Annotated in this window: 15 protein-coding genes; 4 read left to right on the top strand and 11 right to left on the bottom strand. The window is 74.1% G+C overall.

All coding sequences use genetic code 11. The features are described from left to right. Positions 1 to 65 precede the first annotated feature (65 nt). Entirely contained in the window at positions 66 to 1,787 is a 1,722-nt protein-coding gene (locus WMF20_RS48565) for a PHP domain-containing protein (RefSeq protein ID WP_437608738.1), read from the bottom strand. 186 nt (positions 1,788 to 1,973) lie between these two features. Next, positions 1,974 to 2,453: a hypothetical protein gene (locus WMF20_RS48560; RefSeq protein ID WP_437608736.1), complete on the bottom strand. Its 480-nt coding sequence runs from the start codon at positions 2,451 to 2,453 to the stop codon at positions 1,974 to 1,976. Between the two features lie 352 nt (positions 2,454 to 2,805). On the opposite strand from WMF20_RS48560, the gene WMF20_RS48555 reads away from it, so the two are divergent. After that, on the top strand, positions 2,806 to 3,039 hold the full coding sequence (locus WMF20_RS48555) for a type II toxin-antitoxin system Phd/YefM family antitoxin (protein ID WP_061624609.1): 234 nt from the start codon (positions 2,806 to 2,808) through the stop codon (positions 3,037 to 3,039). A 1-nt stretch (position 3,040) separates the two neighbouring features. Beyond that, positions 3,041 to 3,427 (top strand): type II toxin-antitoxin system VapC family toxin, encoded by a 387-nt coding sequence (locus tag WMF20_RS48550; protein WP_437617244.1) that lies wholly within the window; start codon positions 3,041 to 3,043, stop codon positions 3,425 to 3,427. A 148-nt stretch (positions 3,428 to 3,575) separates the two neighbouring features. Here the strand turns inward: WMF20_RS48550 and WMF20_RS48545 are convergent, their stop codons facing one another. From WMF20_RS48545 to WMF20_RS48510, 8 genes are all read right to left on the bottom strand, one after another. Continuing rightward, entirely contained in the window at positions 3,576 to 5,192 is a 1,617-nt protein-coding gene (locus WMF20_RS48545) for a hypothetical protein (RefSeq protein ID WP_437608734.1), read from the bottom strand. After that, positions 5,189 to 8,161, bottom strand: a complete 2,973-nt coding sequence (locus tag WMF20_RS48540) for a hypothetical protein (RefSeq protein WP_437608732.1) — start codon at positions 8,159 to 8,161, stop codon at positions 5,189 to 5,191. Before WMF20_RS48540 ends, WMF20_RS48545 begins: the two co-directional genes overlap by 4 nt. A 127-nt stretch (positions 8,162 to 8,288) precedes the next feature. Beyond that, on the bottom strand, positions 8,289 to 8,720 hold the full coding sequence (locus WMF20_RS48535; protein ID WP_237244804.1) for a hypothetical protein: 432 nt from the start codon (positions 8,718 to 8,720) through the stop codon (positions 8,289 to 8,291). A 279-nt stretch (positions 8,721 to 8,999) separates the two neighbouring features. Next, positions 9,000 to 10,373 carry an SIR2 family protein gene (locus WMF20_RS48530; RefSeq protein WP_437608730.1) on the bottom strand — a complete coding sequence of 458 codons (1,374 nt, stop codon included), beginning with the start codon at positions 10,371 to 10,373 and terminating at the stop codon, positions 9,000 to 9,002. A gap of 161 nt (positions 10,374 to 10,534) precedes the next feature. After that, positions 10,535 to 11,662: a hypothetical protein gene (locus tag WMF20_RS48525; RefSeq protein WP_437608728.1), complete on the bottom strand. Its 1,128-nt coding sequence runs from the start codon at positions 11,660 to 11,662 to the stop codon at positions 10,535 to 10,537. Between the two features lie 319 nt (positions 11,663 to 11,981). After that, the gene (locus WMF20_RS48520) at positions 11,982 to 14,210 is read right to left on the bottom strand and encodes a biotin carboxylase N-terminal domain-containing protein (RefSeq protein ID WP_437608726.1); all 2,229 of its coding nucleotides are present in this window, start codon (positions 14,208 to 14,210) and stop codon (positions 11,982 to 11,984) included. A 112-nt stretch (positions 14,211 to 14,322) separates the two neighbouring features. Next, positions 14,323 to 15,630 (bottom strand): tetratricopeptide repeat protein, encoded by a 1,308-nt coding sequence (locus tag WMF20_RS48515; RefSeq protein ID WP_437608724.1) that lies wholly within the window; start codon positions 15,628 to 15,630, stop codon positions 14,323 to 14,325. Next, positions 15,627 to 16,331: an RNA polymerase sigma factor gene (locus WMF20_RS48510; protein ID WP_129582062.1), complete on the bottom strand. Its 705-nt coding sequence runs from the start codon at positions 16,329 to 16,331 to the stop codon at positions 15,627 to 15,629. The genes WMF20_RS48515 and WMF20_RS48510 overlap by 4 nt, the downstream gene beginning before the upstream one ends. A gap of 371 nt (positions 16,332 to 16,702) precedes the next feature. On the opposite strand from WMF20_RS48510, the gene WMF20_RS48505 reads away from it, so the two are divergent. Both WMF20_RS48505 and WMF20_RS48500 read left to right on the top strand, forming a co-directional pair. Continuing rightward, positions 16,703 to 16,924, top strand: a complete 222-nt coding sequence (locus WMF20_RS48505) for a hypothetical protein (RefSeq protein ID WP_437608722.1) — start codon at positions 16,703 to 16,705, stop codon at positions 16,922 to 16,924. A 332-nt stretch (positions 16,925 to 17,256) separates the two neighbouring features. After that, positions 17,257 to 18,342, top strand: a complete 1,086-nt coding sequence (locus tag WMF20_RS48500; RefSeq protein WP_437608720.1) for a hypothetical protein — start codon at positions 17,257 to 17,259, stop codon at positions 18,340 to 18,342. 63 nt (positions 18,343 to 18,405) lie between these two features. Here WMF20_RS48500 and WMF20_RS48495 read toward each other — a convergent pair whose 3' ends face one another. Next, complete coding sequence (locus tag WMF20_RS48495; RefSeq protein WP_061623998.1) at positions 18,406 to 19,560, bottom strand: ferritin-like domain-containing protein; 1,155 nt, start codon at positions 19,558 to 19,560, stop codon at positions 18,406 to 18,408. Positions 19,561 to 19,781 lie beyond the last annotated feature (221 nt).

The raw sequence follows: 19,781 nt of genomic DNA, 5'->3' as shown, positions 1-19,781 counted from the left end.
GGCGTCAGCCGCGGCATCGGCATGGGGGGTCGCGCGCGGGCCCGACATCGCCCGGGCCGCGCGCGTCAGGCGGCGGGCCGCACGGCCTTCTTGAACGCGGCCGGGCCGAGCGCGTTCAGCACCTCGCCCCGGCGGAGGCCGCCGCGCCGCGCGGTCCCCACGCCGAAGCGCAGGTTGTGGAGCGCGTTCGTCGAGTGGGCGTCCGTCGAGATCACGAAGCGGATACCGCGCTTGCGCGCCTCCTTGATCCACCGGGGCTCCATGTCGAGGCGATACGGGTCTCCGTTCACCTCGACGGCGGCCCTCGACTCGGCCACGGCGTCGAGCACCTCCTCGACGTGGCACGCGAACGGCTCGCGCCGCTGGATGAGCCGGCCGAGCGCGTGCCCCCAGATCTTGAAGACCGGCTGCTTCATCGCGCTCACCAGCCTGCGCGTCATCTGGTCCGCGTCCATCTTCATGCGCGAGTGGATGCTCGCGATGATCACGTCGAATTGCTCGAGGATCGCGTCCGGATAATCGAGCTTGCCCGACTCGAGGATATCGGACTCCGTGCCCCGGAGGAGCTTCACGCGCACGCGCTCCTGCACGCGGTCGATCTCGTCCCATTGCTGCTTGAGCCGGTCGAGGCCGACGCCGCCCGCGTAGTGGGCGGCGGGCGAGTGATCGGTGATGGTGAGGTATTTCATCCCCATCGCCTCGGCCTCCAGCGCCATCTCCTCGATCGTGTTCTTGCCGTCGGAGTACACCGTGTGGCAGTGCACCATCCCCTGGATGTCCCCCTCCTCGACGAGCGCGTCGTCGCGGCCGTCGCGGGACGCGGCGGACACGATGTCCTCGGCGCCCTCGCGGAGCTCGGGCGCGATGTACGGGAGGCCGAGGTGCCGGTAGAGCTCTTCCTCCGTCTTGGCGGAGAGGCGTTTGTTGCCCCGGAGGAGGCCTCGCTCGTCGAGGGTGAGCCCGAGCTCGCGCGCGAGCGCGCCGAGCGCCGAGAGGTACGCGGGCGCTCCGGTCCTGTGGTGGAGCGCGGCGGCGTAGTACCGGGGCGGCACGCAGAGGAGCTCGCCCCGGAGTCCGCCCGAGAACGTCACCTTGCACCGCGCGTCGTCGCGCGCCTCGACCTCGGCGACGCGCGGGAACCGGGCGAACCAGTCGACCACCTGCGCGGCGTCGTCGGTCGCGGCCACGACGTCGACGTCGGCCACCGTCTCTTCCCACCGCCGGATCGCCCCGGCGAGGTCGGCCTGCTCGGCGGCCTCGCACCCGCGCACGTGGGCGAGGAGCGGCTCGGCGAGCTCGAGGGCGTCCACGAGGAGGACGCGCTCGTCGCGCGTCTCGTAGCGGTAGATCCCCTCGAGCAGGCTCGCCTCGGTCTTGGCGCCGAAGCCCTTCACGGCGCGGACCTTCCCGGTGAGACAGGCCCTCTTGAGCTCCTCGACGCTGCCGACGCCGAGCGCGTCGTGGAGCGCCTTGATCCGCTTGAGGCTCATCCCCGGCACCTGGGAGAGCTCGAGGACGCCGGGGGGCAGCTCGGCGCGGAGCTGCTCGAGCTGCTCGGAGCGCCCGGTCTCGTAGAGCTCGGCGATCTGGGCGGCGAGCGCCGCGCCGATGCCCCTGAGCTCGGTCAGGCGCCTGGCCTTGACGAGCTCGCCGAGGTCGTCCGTGAGCTCCTCCAGGGCCTCGGCGCCGGCCTCGTAGGCGCGCGCGCGGTAGGGGTTCTCTCCCTTGATCTGGAGGAGCATGGCCGTCTCGCGGAGGGCCCGGGCGACGTCGAGCTTGTCGAGCATGGATGGCGGCAAATATAGCATTTGCAGGCCACCGGCCATGCCGCGCGGGCCGCGACGGCGAGGCAGTTTGCCACAGCGACACGCCAGGCGACGCGGGTACGTCGTCGACGCCGGAGCCTGCGGCTTCGGAGCAGCCGAGCTTCGCGGCGGCTCAGGCCGTGAGCCCGGCCCGTTGCCCGGCTCGTGTCATCGATGGACTCCCGGAGCCGGCTCTTTGATCTCCACCGTGACACGAGCAACCGAGCACTCGGGTGAGCAATCCGGACCGTTGGGTCGCTCGACGTCGTAGAACGGCGCCACGCGGGTATCCATGAGGATCGCCTGGTCACGCACCACGTGGAGAGCGACGACCTTCGGTCGCACGCCGGGGACCGTGACGGCCGTCAGGGAGCCCTTCCCCTCACGGATGGTGCACTCGGTCATGATCTCCTGGTGGCCGGAGCTGGGCAGGGATGCAGAGCAGCGCCGCGTCACGCCGTCCACATCGATCCTGAAATGATAGCGACCGGTCGCGACGAGCGCGGGCTCGAACTGGATTTCGAGCTCGTCGCCGCAAGCGGCCTCCGTGCACGCCTTGGTGCCTCCGGTCCGGCACGAAGCCAGCCCGATGAAGAGGATGGCGGCCGTGGCGCGACCGAATCTGCGCGGCGTGGATGCTGGCGACATGCGTCCTCCTGATGTCCTGAGCACGGTGCGCAGCAGCGCAGCCTCCCCGGAACGCTCATTTACCACCCTCCGGCCAAGCCCCGGGCACTTCCCGCGACGTCCTCCACCACCTCCGGCCAAGCCCCGGGCACTTCCCGCGACGTCCTCCACCACCTCCGGCCAAGCCCCGGCACTTCCCGCGACGTCCTCCACCACCTCCGGCCAAGCCCCAGGGACTTCCCGGACGCCGTGGCCGGCCCGGTTCTGGTCGGGCGCTCTTCGCGAAACGAGCGCAGGGGTTGCCCCGCTTATCGACATGGACTAACATCTTAGTCCACACTCGCACCGCCGGCCGAGCTCAAGGGGATCCCGGGTGAAGCAAGTCACCATCCATACCGCCAAGACCCACCTCTCGCGCCTCATCGAGGAAGCGTGCGCCGGCGAGGAGATCGTGATCTCCCGTGGCAGCGAGCCGGTGGTTCGCCTCGTCCCAGTAAACGCCCCTGCGCCGGCGCGCGTGTTCGGCAGCATGCGCGGTCGTGCGAAGGTTGACGCGGCCTTCTTCGAGCCGCTACCAGACGATGAGCTCGCTGCATGGGGGCAGTGAGGTGCGCGCCCTGCTGGATACTCACGCGCTGCTCTGGTGGCTCGACGGTGACGAACGCCTTTCACTCCCGGCGCGGGCCTTTCTCGCCGATGAAAACAATGAAGTCTTGGTGAGCGCGGCAAGCGCCTGGGAAATCGCCACGAAAGCGAGGATCGGAAAGCTCCCCGGAGCTCTCGATGTCGCTGCAGATATCCTGGACTGCTTGAAAAGGCAGGGGTTCACGCCTCTCAGCATCTCGGTCTCGGATGGGCAGCGCGCCGGGAGCTTGCCAGGGCCACACAAGGACCCTTTCGACCGCATGCTCATCGCGCAGGCGCTCTCGCTCGATGTCCCGCTGGTTACGAACGAGACGGTCTTCGATCAGTATGGCATTCGCCGGCTCTGGTGACGATGGAGGGCGCGATGCCACCGGCGTGCCCCGAGTCGATGGATCGGTCGGCGCGAGCTCGCCCCGCCAAGCACTCCCCCGGACGTCCTCCACGACATCCGGCCGAGCCCGGCGCACTTGAGAAACCAGCGCCGCTCGCTTCCCGCCCCTACTTGCACCCCAGCCGGCACACCATCGCCGCCGTGTAGGCGCACCCGTGGTCGCCCCAGATCGAGGAGCTCGGCCCCGTGCACCGGAACGCGCACCCGCGCCCGTCCGCGCTCGCCTCGGCCGTCAGCCGGTAGCCTTCCGCGTTGCAGCTCCCCGTCGACGACAGACAGCTCGACAGCTGCGGCTCGCACTGCTCCACCACGTACCCGGCCGGGCACGTCCAGTCGACGCTCGCACGCCCGTAGTCCGGCGACCGCCCGGTCTCGGTCGCGATCGGCTCGTGCTTCGAGAAGGTCGGCATCCCCGTCGTGACCTGGAGCGGCACCACGACCGCGCGCTCGCGCGGCACCACCGGGGAGGCCGCGTCCTTCGGCTGCACGACGAAGGTTTCGCGCCGCGTCTGCCGCTCGCAGCCGGCCGTCGCGCCCTCGGGCGCCCACGAGAACGTGAGCTCCGCGCTGCCGTGCGCGGGCACCTCGACGGTGCGCTCGCCGTGCGTCACCCGGATGTCGACCTGCGCCCGGTTCGTGATGAGCGCCTGCGCCGTCCCGGTGGCGCCGTACGGCACCACGCCGAGATCGACCGGCTGCGGCGCGATCTCCGGCTCGGCGAGCGAGAAACGGCACACGTCCGCCACCGGGTAGATCGCGTACGCCAGCGGCACCGCCTTCTTCACGTCGAGGCGCAGCGCGCCGAACGCCTGCCCGCCGCCCTTCGCGCCGGCCACCGGCGCGCCCTCGACGCCCTCGACGGCCAGCTCCCCGACCGAGGTCATCGTGACGCGGCGATCCCCCGCCTCGATCCGGGCCTTGAACAGGCCGATCGCCGTGCCGTGCGCCTCGCCGGCGGTCACGTCCGTCTCGTAGGCGACCATCGCGCCGCGCTTCACCGCCCCGATGAAGTGCGTGGCGCGACCGCAGGCGCAGCCGCCGCCCGGCGCCGGCACGACGCTCTCGGTCGGCTCGAAGAACTGCGGGTCCTCGTCCGCGACGAGCGCCATCGCGACCAGCCGCAGCCGGCGCTTGTCGAGCGTCCCGCCGGCGCTGAAATACGCCGGCAAGTCGACGTCGGCCCCGACGAGGACCGAGTCGACGGCGATGCCGACGTAGCGGAAGTCGATCGCGCGCTCGCCCTCGCCAGGCGCGGGCCGGCCCTGCGCCGCCGCGGAGGCCGTCGCGCCCGGCGCCGGCGTGGCGCCCGGCGCCGCCGTCGCGCCCGGCGCCGCCGTCGCGCCCGCGACCGCCGCCGCCCCCGCGGTCGCCAGCGCCCCCGTCGCCGCCTTCGGCTGGGCGCAGGCGACGCCGACCGGCGAGAACACCCCCGCCGCGCTCCGCGACAGCCCGCGCCCCGGCACCATCGCGCTCGAGGTGTCGAGCAGGTAGTCGTGCCGCACGTCGCTGAACGCCCGCGCGGCCTCGAGCAGCGCCCCGGCCTGCGAGCAGCCGCTGCCCTTGCAGGCCGGCAGGACCGCCGCGCCATCGGGCCGGCGCGACGGCGGCGCCGGCACCTCCGGCGGCCCGGGGCAGCCGAGCGCCGAGGCCAGCGCCCCCACGACGAGCGCGCCCGCGCGCGCCGGCGCCGCGCGCCCCGGGCGAGCCCGACCCGCGCCGCTCACGGCCATGCGATCGTCATCCACCGGACCCGCCCCGAGCCGCTCACCGCGTCGTCCGCGAAGAACAGCGACGCGCCGGACCGCCCCGCGAGCGTCGGCGACACGTCCCGCGACGCGCTGCCCGTCAGCCACGCCAGCGGCTTCAGGGGCGACGCCGCCGCCTCGCCGGGCGCCAGCGTGAAGGCGCTCAGCGCCACCGAGTCCCCCGGCGCCGACGCGAGCACGCCGCGGCAGACCTTGTCGCACGCGAGCGCGATCGACGACACGGAGGTGCCGTCCGGACCCTCGATCGTCACCGGCGGCCCCTGCATCGCGCCGCCGTCGTCGAGCCGCACGAGCCGCGCGCGCCCGCCCGTCCCGCCGGCCGCCGCGCCGCCGCCGCCGGACGCAGCGCCCGCGCCGGCCGCCGCGTCGTCGCCTCCCGGCTCGTCGACCCAGCCGACGAGGGCCCCGCCCTCGTGCGGCGCGAGCACCGGGCTGCGCGAGTGCTCGGGCGACGCGTGGAGCCGCGTCTCGTCGCCGATCCGCTGCAGCGTCTTCGCGTCGAGCCGCGCGAAGAACACGTCGCCGGTCGCCTCGCCGCCCGCCGCGCTGGCGGCGGCGCCCGCCGGCCGCGCGTCCGACCAGACGAGCCACGCCTCCTGGCCGCGCACCGCGATCTGCACCTCGGCCGCGTCGAGCGGCGCGTTCGTGATGCGCCGGTCCGGCGCCGTCCGGTTCAGCGCGCGATCCACCCGCGCCGCGTACACCTCGGCGTTGCCGTCGCGCGTGTCCACCCACGCGACGATGAAGCCGCCCGCGCCGTCGTAGGCGATCGCCACGTCGGACGCCTCGCTCGCCGCGCCGCCCGGCTTCTTCCGCGGCGCCGTGGTGAGCTTCTTCTGCGCGATCTTCGCGCCGGTCGCGTCGACCTTGGTCACGTAGACCTGCGTCTCGCCCCGCTCGCGCGCGACCCACGCGATCACGCTCTCGCCCTGCGCCGCGCCGCCCTTGCCCTTCGGATCGGCCGGGGCCGGCGGCGCCGTCGCGATGGCGACGCCGCCGAGCGACGACGCCTTCTGCGAGAGGACGTTCAGCTTGCCGAGGCCGCCCGGGGACGCGGCGCGCACCGCCAGCGTCGCCGACAGGTCCTGCCCGCGGGGCGCGCCGTCCGACGCGCCCTCCACGAAGTACGTGACCCACGCCGCGAGCGCCGCGCCGCCGTCGAGCTCGGTCGCCGCCACCTTGGCGAGCGGGTCGCCCTCGGCGAGCGCGCGCACCGCGGTCGCGCGCGGCGGCGGATCCCGGTCCTCCCGGAACGCGGGCGCGCGCCACGCGCTCTCCCGCACCGGCAGCGACACGAGCGCGAGCGGCGCCCGGGCGCCCACCGCCTTCGCCGCGCCGCCCTGCTGCGCGCCGCCCTGCTGCGCGCCGCCCTGCTGCGCGCCGGCCCCGGCCGCCGCGCTCGCCAGCGTCGCGCACGCGCCCTTGTGGCAGCTCAGGCCGCGCACGAGGTACGGCACGCCGCCCGTCGCCGCGAACGGCGCGGCGCGCACCGGCTCCGCCGCTCGCACCGAGAGATCCGGGCCGAAGCGCACGAACGTCGGCCAGATCGGCGGCGCGGCCGCCGCGTCGCGGGCGGCCTTGAGCGTCGCCGGCGCGAGCGTCACCGCGGCGAAGCCGTCGCCGTCGGCCGTGATGTCCGGCGGCCCGCTCGCGCTGAAGACGAGCGCCGCCCGCTCCGCGCCGAGCGCGCCGTCCGGTCCGACCGACGCGAGGTGGATGAGGCGTCCCGCCCCGCCGGCCTCCACGCCGCCGTCGCGCTCGCCGCCGCGGGGGCGCAAGACGTCCTCCCACGCGAGCAGCGCCCGGCCGCCCGCCCCGGCGGGCGGCGCGACGAGCGACACGAGCGCCTGCTCGCCGGACGGCGGCGTCGCCTGCCGCGGCGCGACGACCACCTTGCCGCCCGGCTCGGCCGCCGCGAGGTACACGGCGCTGTCGATGTCCCGCTCGTCGGTCCAGGTGAGCAGGTAGCGCCCGCCGACCTCGGCGATCTCGAGATCGATCTGCGCGGTCGGCTCGGGGCTGACGGCCACAGGCGCCGAGACCTTCCCGGCCGCGTCGATCTCCAGGAGCGAGATGGAGCCGAGCTTCGCGGCGTCGGCGGCGTCCTCCGCGTCCGCCTTGCGCGCGGCCTTGCCCTGGGCCCTGGGCGGCGGCGCGGCCGGCGGGAGCACGAGGGCGACCGCCGCGCCGCGCTCGGTGGCGACCGCGTTCCACCCGAGCACCCCGCGCGCGACCGACGCTGGCGCCGTCGGCTTGATCGCGGCGCCCTTGTCCTGCGCGAGGACCGTCATGACCACGTCCACGCGGTCTTCACGCGGCATCTCCCACAGCACGAGCGCCCCCTTCGCGTTCGGGAGCACGTCGAGCCACGTGATCTCCTCGGCCGTCTGCGCGACCGGGCTCGCCGGGGCGATCGGCTTGCCGGCCGGGTCGAGCGCGAGCGCGCGCACCGCGCGGCTCCCCCCGATCTGCTCGATCCACGCGGCGATGTAGCCCTGCGGCCCGGCGCGGAGCGCGGCGACGGGCACGTCGGCGGCGGCCGGCCCGGCGTCGACGACGTCCCCCCGCGGCGCGCCGTCCGCGCCGATGACGCGGGTCCTCCACCTGCCGCCCGCCGCGTAGAGCAGGAGCGCCTCGTCGCCGCGCCGGGCGAAGTAGGGCGTCGCGTCCTCGTCCTCGAGCTCCGCGACCACCTGGGCCGGCAGGAGCGGCGGCCCCTCCGGCGCCTTCGGCTGCGCGGGCGGCGTCTTCACGACGCGCGCCGGCCGCGCGGCGGGGGCCTGCGCGGCGCCGGAGCACCCGAGCAGCAGCGCGAGCGCGGCGCCGAGCAGCGCCGGCGCGCGGCGGCGGAGCGCGGCGCCGCACAGGCGGCCTGCCTCGCGCTGCGGGCCGCGTCGAACCGAGGGGAGAGCACTGCGGACGAGCATGGCGGCGACCATGCCAGAAGCGATGAGCCCCCGCTACAGGGCGCCGCTGGTCGGCGTCGCGCGGCGCGCACGCCCCGGTCGCACGCCCGCGCGGCCCTGAACGCCCCGCCCGCGCGTCCCTCGAACGCTAGAACGCGAGCAGGCGCCCGAGCAGCGACCTGTACCTGCGCAGGGCGAGCCGGAGCTCCTCCGTCGACGCCTCCGGCTGCCCGGGCTCTCCGTCGATCAGGCGCTGGAGCTCGCCGCGCTCCTCGCGGAAGCTCTGCGCGACCCGCTGGATGACCTCGGCCAGGAGCGCGTCGGCCTGCTCGACCGACAGGCGCGGCGCCTCGATGAAGCCCGCCTGGATCGCGCTCCAGCGCTCGGACAGCTCGCGCGCCTCCTCCGGCGTGAGCACGGGCGAGCGCTCCGGCCAGGGCTCTCCGGTAGGTCCACCGCACGCCGTGTAGACGGCCGGTTGCCGGCGCGACTCCGGCGGGGGCTCCTCGTCGGCGGCCCGCGCATCGGGCTGGCTGCTCTCGCGCGCCGTCACCATCCGCTCTCTGTGCAATGGGCTCACGATGGCCACCTCTCCGCTCGTTCGCGTGGTCCGCCCCGTGGGCCAAGCAAGCCGCATGCGCGTCGCGACGTGCGTCCGCGCCCGCCGCGGGCCGCAGCGCGGCAAGGCCAGAGGCTCAGAAGAGCCCGAGAAAACGCCGAGGGCTCGGGCTGGCGAGGCCGCCCGGTCCGCCTCGCCCGGGCGCGCGCCGCGGCGATCCCTCACGAGGCGAGGAGGCGGAAGAGTGCGGAAACCGCGCGCCCCGCGGCGGAGCCGCCGCCCGGACGAGGGCGCCCGGGCTCACCGGAGCGAGGCGCGCAGCTTCGTCACCACCGCGCGGATCTCCCGCACCACCTGGAGGAGCGCCTCGTCCTCGTCGGACCACTTCGTCACGGGCTTCTTGTCCCGCGGCACCGCCTGGAGCTCGGCGAAGCGCGTCGTCTCCCAGTCGCAGGGGCGGAGCAGGATCGGCACGACCGCGGCCTGCCCGGCGGCGCGCCGCTCCATGGCGCGCGTCACCTGCGCGTCGCCCTGCTCGGACGCGAGGTAGCTCGCGCTCACGAGGAGCAGGATCAGATCGGCCGCCTCGAGCTGCTCGCCGATCGCGCGCTCCAGGTCCTCGCCCGCGCCGATCTTCCCGCTGTGCCACGGCGCGATCAGCCCCTCGCGCTTGAGCGGGCTCATGTGCGCCTCGAGGCGCGCGAGCAGCTCCTCGTCGCGCGACGCGTAGGAGAAGAAGACGCGCACCGGCCGCGCCTTGGCCGGGTGCGTGTTCGCCGGCGGGGCCGCGGTCGGGTGCGCGCTCGACGCCGGGTGCGGCGCCGGCGCGGGCGTCGCGGCGCGCGGCGGCGGCGGCGGCGGCGCGGCGGCCGGCTCCAGGCCGAGGAGGAGCTGCGCGACCTCGGCGTGATCGCCGGCCTGGTTGTCGTAGACGATGAGCCGGATGCCCGACTCCTCGAGCAGCCGGCGGCGGAACGGGGGCACGCCCTTCGGGAGCAGCGCGAAGTGCATGGGCGGCTGGCCGCCCGCGAGGGCGCGCACGCGGGCGAGCGTCTGGTCGATGTTGTCGTCGGCGAGGCCGAAGCCCACGAACAGGATGGAGTGCGTGCGGTAGAGGGCGCCGAACGCGTCCTGCAGGAGCGGCGAGCCGAAGATCGCCCGGTCGTACTGGTCGCGCGAGAACACCCAGGTGTCCCACGCGCGCAGCGTGCCGTGCAGCTTCAGGATGAAGCGCCTGTCCATGGCGATGTCGGCCGCCGGCCGGTCGACCATGCGCCACTCGCCCTGGAACGCGCGCTCCAGGAAGCGGTCGACGTTGGTGGTGAGCACCGCCTTGAGCTTCGGCTTGAGCGCGGCGATCGCCTGCGCCGCCTCGGGCACGTCGCGGCCGGTGTCGTCGAGCTCCTTGTCGACCGTCCAGTTGAAGTCCTGCGGCCCGAGCGCGAGCTTCGCGGCGGAGAGCGCGTTGATGAGCTGGTTCGAGGCGATGTACTGCTGGATCTCGTCGACCACCGCGGGGTCGGCGCCCTTCCTCCGCGCGCGGTCGCGCAGCCGCTCGGCGAGCTGCTTCCAGGTCGGCATGCCCGCCGCGGCCGACACGCCCGCGCCGGCGAAGACGATCAGGTTCCCTGACGCGTAGCGCTCGCGCAGCTGCTCGAGGATCTCGTCATCCATCGACGAACACGATACCGCGGATCCGCGCCCGCGGGCGGCGCGGCGCCGCGGCGGCAAGGCGCGCATCTCTCCTCGCCGCCGCGGGGCGGAGCGCCTGCCGCTCTCACGACCGCGGCGCCGCGCCCCTCTGCTCACCGCCGCGGGGCAGCGCGCCCCTCTGCTCACCGCGGCGGCGAGGCGCGCCGCTCCGCGGCGAGCGACAGGCCGACCCCGAGCCAGACCCCCTCGACGGCGCCCGCGGTGCCGCCGGCGGCCTCGTACGGCGCCGGCCGGAGCACCACCCCGGGGTCCAGCGTGAGCCCGAGCCACAGGGGGCCGCCCAGCCGGGTCTCGACGCCGAGCCCGAGGCCGGCGCGGGCAGACCAGGTATCGCGCTCGCCCGCGACGCCGTCGACGGAAGCGGCGGCCGGCAGCCGGACCGAGGCGACCGAGGCGGCGGCGCCGATCGACAGGCGCCACGAGGCGGCGAGCCAGAAGCGGTAGTCGCCCGAGAAGCCGCCCTCGAGCCAGCGCAGCGTCTCGCCGCCGGACGACGGGGCGGCCAGCAGGCGGGCGAACAGCGATTCGGTGAGCCGCAGACGCCGCAGGCCGAGCGTCAGGCCGGCGCCGCCGAGCACGTGCGGGCCGCCCGAGACGACCGCCGCGTAGGGTCCGGCCGAGACGGACAGCGCGTCGAGATCGCGCGAGGCGAGCTCGATCTCGTCCGGGGTGGGGCGCCGCGGCGGCGGCGGCCGCCGCGGGGCGCGCGCGCGGCGCATCTCGGCGAGGATCATCTCGGAGGCGGCGATCGCGACGAGGCGCGCGGCGACGTCCGAGGTGAGGCCGGAGACGGCGATCTGCCGCCGCACGACCGCGCGGCCGTCGAGGCGCACCTGGATCTCGAGGCGGGCGGCGGTGGGCCGGTCGACCCACACGCTCGCGACGCGATCGCCGAGCGGGCCGACCGGCTCGGCGGCGAGCGCCGCGCCGTCCGGGAGCTCGATCTCGAGCAGGCGCCGCACGCGGACGCTCGAGACCTCCTCCGCCGCGCCGCGCGACAGCGCGACGCGCACCTCGATGGGCGCCGCCGCGGCGGGCAGCTGCGGCGCGCTCGGCGCAGGGGCGGAGCCGCTGCTCGCCAGCAGCGCCCGCGGCTCGGCCGCCGCGGCGGGGGCGGCGGAGCCCAGCAGGAGGACGATCGCGGCGAGGGCGCGCGCGCGCGGATGCGGGCGCGGGGCGCGCGCCGGGGACAGGCGACGGAGGCCCTCCCGCTGCGACCGCGGCCGCGCCGGAGATGATCCGCTGGGCATCCTCGCACCGGCCATCGGGGTACTTGGCCACATACCCCGTTGCGGTCTGAATTGCCTCTTTCTTGTCGACCGCGACCGCCTCACCCAGGCTGCGGTTGCCGGGCGACACCACCGCGGCGCCGCCCTCGAGCGGCAGCGACCGCGCGCGCTCGTAATATTTCGCCGCCAGCGCTTTCGTCGCGTCGTGTCACGGTCCGAGCCTCCGGGGCTCCCACGCCGCGCGGTGGTTCACCGGCCGGTCTTTCAGCCCTTCCGGATCGGACTGGTCGCCATCTCCTCGCGACGCCTCCCGCCGCCCGATCGCGGCGACCTCCCCGGGCTACGCCTCTTCGCGGAACGCGGCCACCACCCAGTTCACGTGGCGGCCTCGATCGTCGTAGCTCGAATGGCGCTTGAACAGCGGCAGCTTCAGGATGCGCACGTGATCCTGGAGGTTCGTCTTGAACGGCGAGCCCGCGATCGGCGTCCCGTCGGGGCGCACCTGCCGCCCCTCGATCTTCATCCTCTTCAGCACCTCGAGGGACGCGAGCCGCAAGAGCTCATAGGCCTTGTCCGGGTCCTTGCTGCTCACCGAGACGATGAGCTTGCCGAACGTGGGGTCCTTGTTGACCAGGACGTCCCCGGCCTCGAAGCCGCAGTCGAACCGGATCTTCAGATCGGTGAGGCCCTTGTCCTCGAGCGCCTCGCGGATCGCGCCGGCCTCGGGGAGCGCGATGCGGTCGAAGACGCCGGCGTTCGGCAGGAACAGCCCCTTCCCGCCGTCCCGCGAGTCCCTGAGGTCCGGATTCCAGCTCTCCGCGTTGATGCGGAACTCGCGGCTGCAGTGCGTCTGCACCACCTGCTCTTGCTCGAAGTCGATGGCCTGCCCGTCCGCGATGCGCATCTGCCACGCGACGAGGTTCACGGGGACGCGGCCCCGCTTCCGCTTGATGGCGTAGCTCTCCTCGCTGACGGGGTGCTCCACCTGGATGCGCGTGTTCATCTCCAGGAAGTAGAACTTCCCGTCCTTGAACATCAGCTCCACGGTCCCCGCGCCCACGTAGCCCACGCGCTCCGCGATCTGCACGGCGAGCCCGCAGATCCGCTCCTCGAGGCCGGGGTACCGGCGGAGCAGGGCCGGCGGCGCCTCTTCCTGGATCTTCTGGCTGGCGCGCTGCTCGCTGCAGTCGCGCATGCCGAAGTGCCGCGTGTTGCCGTAGCGATCCCGGAGCACCTGCACCTCCAGGTGGATCGTCTCCGGGATGTTCTGCTCGAACATCACGCCCGGCTGCCAGTTGTACGCCTTGATCTCGCCGAGGACCTTCTGGATGGCCTGGGGCACCTGCTCCGCGGTCGGGATGACGGCCTGCCCGCGCCCGCCGCCGCCGTTCGCGGCCTTGAGGCGCCCCGGGAAGGTGAAGCGCCCGGCGGCGTGCGTCTCCACGATGATCCGCTGGATCTCGTCGGGATCGTCGCTGTCGATGACGAGGCCCGGCGTCACCGCCGTCGCGTCGAACTCCTGGGCCATCAGGCGGAATTTCCGCTTGTCGCCGGCGTTCTCCACGACGTCCTGCATCGGACCGATGAAGACGATGTTCTTCTGGCGGAAGTGCCGGATCGCCGCGGCGTTCTCCGCGAGCGGGCCGTACCCGGGGTAGAGGCCCGCGCGCGAGAGCTCCTCTTCCCAGTCGTCCCCGAAGCGCCGCTCGAACTCGGCCCTCACCTTGTCCGCGATCTGGACGTAGTTCGCGTAGCTCTCGCGGAAGCTCCCCTCGAGGCCCACCGCGAACCCGCCGCCCTCCCGCGCGATCCGCACCTGCAGCGCGTTCTCGTCGTCCTTCAGGCTGTAGAGGACCACGGGGACCTTGCCGAGCGCGATCGCCTCGCGCGTCGCCCGCACGCCCATCTCCCCCTTGTCCGCCACGAGGACGTACTTGAGCTGGCCCGCGCTCACCGTGGTGGCGGGGTAGCTGTCCAGCCGGTGCACGGCGGCGTAGAGGAGATCCAGCACCTGCGCGTCGTCCCGCTGGAGCTCTCCGGCCCGGGAGCGCAGGAGCTCCGCCGCCTGAGCGCGGAGCGAGGGCTCGTCCTGCTCCAGGATCAGGAACTTGAGGAAGCGCTCCTCCTCGAAATCGCGGCGCTTCAGCGCCCGGAGCAGCCCGCCCTCCAGGTACCGGGCGAACCCGCCGCGGTCCTCGGGCGTGATCGAGGCGCGCGCCTCCCGGATCCGCGACAGGAGGCCCTCCGCCGCCGACAGGAGCTCCTGCACCCGCTCGTCGCCGAGGAGCTCCCGGCGCAGCGCCGCCTCCAGCGCGCGCCGCCAGCCGAAGTGCTCTCTCCACACCTCGCCGTTGGCGACCAGGTACCGCAGCCCGAGGAGGCGGTGCGCGTCCTTGCCGCCGGCCAGCGTGCCGAGGTCGAGCAGCGAGAACCCCGGGAGGCCCATCGCCGTGGTGAACGCTTCCATCGAGGAGACGTAGCCGCCTCTCGGCAGCACGAGCTTCCACGACGGGAGAGCCTGAACGTCCTTGCGAGCGGGGAGGGAGCTGGTGCGGACGGCGGTGGTCATCCTAAGCGGTTCTCCGGCGCGGCAAGCAAGCGCAGAGCCGTTACGGGATGTCAAGCCTGTCGGTCGGAGAGCCGGGGCCGCCGTGCGCCGCTCCGGGACCGGCGCGCGCGGATCACGGCGCGGGGCTGGCGTCGGGGGCGGGCGGAGGCTGGGGCGGCGCGGCCTCCTCCTCGTCCTCCTCCGCCGCCTCGCCCGAGACGAGCCGCTGGACGTCCTCGCACCGGCCGTCCGGGTACTTGGCGACGTACTCCTTGGCCATCTGCGAGGCCTCGTCCTTGCGCCCGGCGACGAGCTCGGTGCGGATGCGCTTGCAGAACGAGTCCTCCGCGAGGTTGCCCTCGGGCGACAGCGAGCGCGCCTGGTCCAGATACTTCGCCGCCTGCGCCTGATCGCCCATGCTGGCGTAGAGGTCGCCGAGCTTGTAGGCCGCGATCGGCGCGTACGCGTCGGTCGGGAAGCTCTCGACGACGCGCGCGAAGGCGCGCATCGCCGCGGAGAGATCGCCGCCCTTCGCGCGCAGGAGATCGCTGAGGTCCATCAGCTCCCTCGCCGTCTTCGCGGAGGCGATGGCGCCGTCGACGCCGCCGCTCTGCTGCTTCAGGCTCTGCAGCGCCTCGGCGACGTTGCCCGCGTTGTACCGCGCGCGCCAGTCGGGCGCGGCGGCCGGCGCCGCCGCCGCCGGCGCGTCGGACGGCGGCGCGACCGGCGCCACCTCCGCGCTCGAGCGCGGCAGCGACGCGACGCGGGCGCGCCGGCGCTCCTCCGGCGGCGCCACCACCGCCGTGGGCTGCCGGATCGGCACGCCCTCCTCGGCGTCGCCGCGCCCGAGCTCCCGCGAGCCGGCCGGCGACGTGAGCTTGACCGACCCGTCCGCGACGTTGACGTCGATGTCGTCGACGTTGTGCCTCACGCGCAGCACGCTGCCCGCCGCCGCCGCGAGCCGGGCCTCCCCGGCCACGATCGAGAGCGCCGCCGTGCGCGTCCCGATCACGGTGTCGAGCCACGCCTCGCCCTGCACGAGCCGCAGCGTCAGCGCGCCGCCGCCCGCCTGCTCGACCTCGACGGTGGTGCCCGCCGTGAGCGAGATCGTCCCGCCGCCCGGCAGCTGGAAGGTGCGCCCCCGCGAGCCCGCGGCGAACACGTCGACCAGCGACGGCACGTCGTCGGTCGGCGCCACGGCGGTGGGCGGCGGCGCGCCCTGCTCGTCGCTCCAGATCGTCTTGCCGAGCCACAGGCCGCCGGCGAACGCCGAGAGCGTCGCCGCCGCGAGCATCGCGGCCACGCCCGCGCGGCGCGACGACGACGGCTCGCGCGCCGCGAGGTCGTGCTCGATGCGATCCCAGACGCGCGCGATCCGCTCTTCGGTCGCGTGGTCGCGCAGATCTGCCGGTGCGATCCGGGGTAGCCCTCGCCGGCTCATGATGACGCCTCGCTGCTGGTTGAATCCACAAAATGACCGTCGAGGAAGTGTTGCGCCCGTGAAATCCGCCGCTTGACGGTGGCCAGCGAGCAGTCGGTCATCTGCGCGACCGTCTCGAGATCGTGCCCCTCCACCGAGCGGAGGATCCACGCGATCCGGTCGTCGGCCGGCAGCGTCTGGAGCAGGGCGTAGATCTGGGCGATCTGCGCGCGCGCGTGGGGAGAGGCGGCCGGGCTCGCGAGCGCGTCGAGATCGACCGGCTCGCTCGACTTGCCCATCCCGAGCATCCCGAGCAGCCGCGTGCGCCGCATCCGCGAGCGGACCTTGTGGACGACGATCGAGCCGAGCCAGGCGCGGAAGGCGGCCGGGTCCACGAGGTCGCCGAGGCGCTCGAAGGCGCGGAGGAACGCGTCGTGCACGATGTCCTCCACGTCGCGCGCCGAGCCCTCGATGCGCGTCGCGAGGTGGATGGCGAAGGCCGCGTGCCGCCGGTAGAGCTGCTCGAGCGCGCCCACGTCCCCGCGCGCGCCGAGCACCACGAGCTGCGCGTCCGGCAGCTCCGTAAGGCCTCCCCCCCGCTCCGCCGGCGCGCCCGCGACGGCGCTCCGCCTGTCCGCGGCATTCCCCCCGCGCGCGCCCCCGGGCCGGACATCGCTCCGGCCGCGCTCCTCCGGGGCGAAGGCCGGACCGGCCTCGCCCATGTCCGCCTGAGCCTCCGCGGCCGGGACGACCGGTTCGACAAGGCGCAGGCGCCCTCGCTGAGGTCTCAGAGCCATGGGTTCGTGTACCTGAAAAGGAGCAGCCTGGGTGTTCGAGACGCCGTGCGGGAAGCGGCCCCTGAGCCGAGGCGGCGCGCCGCGTCCCGGTCTCCTGTCCGGGGCAGCATCAGGAGAGCCCCGAGCCTCCCACAGTTTTCTAGACGCCTGGTGGGGCCCCGGCGGCTCATCGAAAAAACTGTGAGCCGTTCTGTCCCCCTGCGGCGTCTGGGTGGGTGGCCGCCGGATTTGGACTGCGGCTCCTACGTTTGCTGGTTGGGGGTGGCCTCGCCGCCCTCTTTTTTCGGAGGATTCCCATGAACAAGCTCGTTCTTGCGCTCGTCGCCGTGTCGGTCTCGTCCCTCGCCGTTGCCTGCGGCGGCAGCGCCCCGGCCGCGAGCGACCCGTCGGCGGCCCCGGCGTCGACCGACGCGGCCCCCGCCTCGACCGAGACGGCGCCCGCGGCGACCCCGGAGTCGGCCCCCTCGGCTCCGGCCGATCCGGCGGCGGCGAACCCGGCCGAGGCTCCCAAGCAGTGAGCCCTCTGCGCGGCGCGTCGCTTCCTGGGTGAAGCGCGCGCTGCGGAGCGCTTTGGGCGGCACCTCTCCGGAGGTGCCGCCCTCTTTCATTTTGTGCCGCTCGTGCCGCGCGGCTCCGCCCCCGCCCATCCGACCGCGACGCCGCGCCAGCAGCTCCGTCGCCCCGATCGCGCGGCGAAACGCGGCGCGCCCGTGCTTTGACCCCATCTCGCGGGCGCTCTCCGGGTATGTTCCGTCCGCACGCCGTCGGCGGGCGGCTCAGCGCGGCGCAGCCGCGGACCGCGAGCCCCTCCCGCGCCTCCTTACAACCCGATCTCGCATGGGCCGATCGTATGGGTACCACTAGCCGGCTGAGCTTCCTGCTGCGGTCCGGGCGGCATCGCCCCGGCCTCTTCTTCTCCGCGCGCGCGCTCGCCTGGTCGGCGCTCGTCGCCGCCGCGGGCGCCGGGCTCGGGGCGGGCTGCGGCCGCACCGAGGCGTGGGAGGATCCCGCCCCGCCCGGCGGCTGGCCCTCGGCGGCGTGCGGCGACGGCGTCTGCGACGGCGCGGAGGACTGCGGGAGCTGCGCCCCGGACTGCGGCCTCTGCCCGGGGTGCGGCGACGGCGCCTGCGACGGCGCCGAGTCGTGCGCGAGCTGCTCGAGCGACTGCGGCGTCTGCGGGGCGTGCGGCGACGGCGCCTGCGCCGCCCCCGAGAACTGCGGCAACTGCGCCGCGGACTGCGGCCTCTGCCCGAGCTGCGGCGACGGCGCCTGCGACGAGGCGAGCGAGTCGTGCGCGAGCTGTCCGAACGACTGCGGCCCGTGCCCCAGCTGCGGCGACGGCGTGTGCGGCGGCGCCGACACGTGCCTCACGTGCCCGGCCGACTGCGGCGTGTGCGAGGGCTGCGGCGACGGCGTCTGCGCGGCGCCGGAGGACTGCTCCTCGTGCGCCCCCGACTGCGGCGCCTGCGCCTCCTGCGGCAACGGGGTGTGCAACGTCGGGCTCGAGAGCTGCTTCTCGTGCCCCGCGGACTGCGGCGCCTGCGCCTCCTGCGGCGACGGCGCCTGCTCGGGGACGGAGACGTGCGCGTCGTGCCAGCGCGACTGCGGCGTGTGCTCGGTGTGCCCGAACGGCGTCTGCGAGAGCTTCGAGACGTGCTCCAACTGTCCGGCGGACTGCGGCGCGTGCGAGCCCGCGGACTGCCTGGAGGTGATCACCTGCTCCTCCCGGTGCATCGATCTCGCGCAGTCGCCCCCCGCCTTCAGCCTGGCGTGCGTCTCGAGCTGCGTGTCGCGGGGCTGCGCCGACGTCCAGTTCTTCGTCGATCAGGTCATGACGTGCGCCCTCCCGTTGCTCCCCGTCTGCAACGGCGACTTCGACTGCATCCAGAAGCGGTGCGCCGTCGAGGTCGCGGCCTGCATCGGCGCCACCTGCTGACCGCCTCCCGGAGGCCGGCGCGGGCGCCCGCCCCGCCCCGGCCGCGGCTCGATCGCCCCGGCCTCACGCGTCGTCGAGCAGCTCCTTGGCCGTCAGCTCGCTGGCCGACCGCCCGTGCTCGTACTCGAGCAGCCCGATCGAGGCGTAGCGCGGCCGGATCCGCCCGGAGAGCAGGCCGATCCGCTTCAGGTTCGGCACGATCCGCTTGAACATCGTCCGGCGGAAGAACCCCATCAGGTCGCTCTCGAGCATGAGCTTGTCCCACTCGCACCGCGTCATGCGGTGGGCATAGAACTCGTCATAGAACTCGTGCGCCAAGAACCGGTTGCGGAGCAGCAGTGACAGCTCGAACGCCCAGTCCTCCCGCTCCCTCCGCGCCCGCTCGCCTATGCCCTCGCGGTAGAACCTGGTCAGCGCGAGGACCCCGTAATGCACGTGGCGCGCCTCGTCGGTGATCACCGACCGGAGGACGTCCTTGAGCAGCGGCTCGCTCGTCACCTGTCGAATCGAGCTGAACGCGCCGAGCGCGAGGCCCTCGATCATGATCTGCATCCCCAGGAACTTCATGTCCCACCGGCCGTCGCTCATGATCGCGTCGATGACGACATACAGGTTGTCGTTGATCTCGTAGAGCTTCTCCAGCTTCTGCGTGAGGTAGGCGTGGAACACCTCCACGTGGCGCCCCTCGTCGGCGACCTGCGTGCTCCCGTAGAGCTTGGCGTCGAGCGAGGGCACACACTCGGTGACCTGCGACGCCGCGAACAGGGCGCCCTGCTCGCCGTGCAGGAACTGGCTCAGCATCCAGGAGAGGAGGCCATGGCGCTGCGCCGCCCGCTCCCGCTCGGAGAGCCTGCCCCAGATCGGCAGCTTGGACGGCGGCATCCAGCTGTCGGGCAACAGCGGCATCGCCGGATCGAGCCAATCGACGTCGCGAGACCAGTCGAGGTCGGTCGTGGCGTTCCACTGGGACGTCTTGGCCAGATGATAGAGCCTCGCCATGTCTGGGTCGTCCCGCCCGTAACTCCAGTTAAAGCTGGCCTCGTATCCAACCGAGATATCGGTCGAGCCCACGCCCTTGCCGCGCCGCTGGACGAAGCCGCGAAAGGCTGGCCCGAGCAGCGACGCGAGCACCCGGACGTTGCCGCAGCTCGATGCGTCGCGGAGGAGAGGGGCGGAATCGAGGAGGGTCTGGATAGCTTGCTGGAGGCGCATGGACATGAGAGCTTTCCGGAGCGGCGAGGCGCGGACACGAGGTCGAACCACCCGCGGGCCGCCTTTATAATGGCATCTATCGTCGAGCGGCAATCGCCTCTTGATCGTTTTTGCGTCGTCATATCGACTCCGGGAGATCCCGAGTCCGCCAGGGGGCCCAGGCCGAGCGCGCGCCCGTCGCTTCCCTGACATCGCACCTCGCAGGGGGCCCGGCGGCGGGCGGCGGG

Origin of the sequence: Sorangium sp. So ce834 (assembly GCF_051521425.1) — a bacterium.
Taxonomy (GTDB): domain Bacteria; phylum Myxococcota_A; class Polyangia; order Polyangiales; family Polyangiaceae; genus Sorangium; species Sorangium cellulosum_D.
Note: the sequence above shows the minus strand (reverse complement) of the source record. Positions and strands in the feature narration are given on the sequence as shown.

What these genes read in the sequence shown, in the direction of transcription:
- WMF20_RS48525 (WP_437608728.1), bottom strand. Translation starts at nt 11,662, where the DNA reads ATGCCCAGCGGATCATCTCCGGCGCGGCCGCGGTCGCAGCGGGAGGGC.
- WMF20_RS48520 (WP_437608726.1), bottom strand. Translation starts at nt 14,210, where the DNA reads ATGACCACCGCCGTCCGCACCAGCTCCCTCCCCGCTCGCAAGGACGTT.
- WMF20_RS48560 (WP_437608736.1), bottom strand. Translation starts at nt 2,453, where the DNA reads ATGTCGCCAGCATCCACGCCGCGCAGATTCGGTCGCGCCACGGCCGCC.
- WMF20_RS48500 (WP_437608720.1), top strand. Translation starts at nt 17,257, where the DNA reads ATGGGTACCACTAGCCGGCTGAGCTTCCTGCTGCGGTCCGGGCGGCAT.
- WMF20_RS48510 (WP_129582062.1), bottom strand. Translation starts at nt 16,331, where the DNA reads ATGGGCGAGGCCGGTCCGGCCTTCGCCCCGGAGGAGCGCGGCCGGAGC.
- WMF20_RS48505 (WP_437608722.1), top strand. Translation starts at nt 16,703, where the DNA reads ATGAACAAGCTCGTTCTTGCGCTCGTCGCCGTGTCGGTCTCGTCCCTC.
- WMF20_RS48495 (WP_061623998.1), bottom strand. Translation starts at nt 19,560, where the DNA reads ATGTCCATGCGCCTCCAGCAAGCTATCCAGACCCTCCTCGATTCCGCC.
- WMF20_RS48515 (WP_437608724.1), bottom strand. Translation starts at nt 15,630, where the DNA reads ATGAGCCGGCGAGGGCTACCCCGGATCGCACCGGCAGATCTGCGCGAC.
- WMF20_RS48540 (WP_437608732.1), bottom strand. Translation starts at nt 8,161, where the DNA reads ATGCTCGTCCGCAGTGCTCTCCCCTCGGTTCGACGCGGCCCGCAGCGC.
- WMF20_RS48565 (WP_437608738.1), bottom strand. Translation starts at nt 1,787, where the DNA reads ATGCTCGACAAGCTCGACGTCGCCCGGGCCCTCCGCGAGACGGCCATG.
- WMF20_RS48530 (WP_437608730.1), bottom strand. Translation starts at nt 10,373, where the DNA reads ATGGATGACGAGATCCTCGAGCAGCTGCGCGAGCGCTACGCGTCAGGG.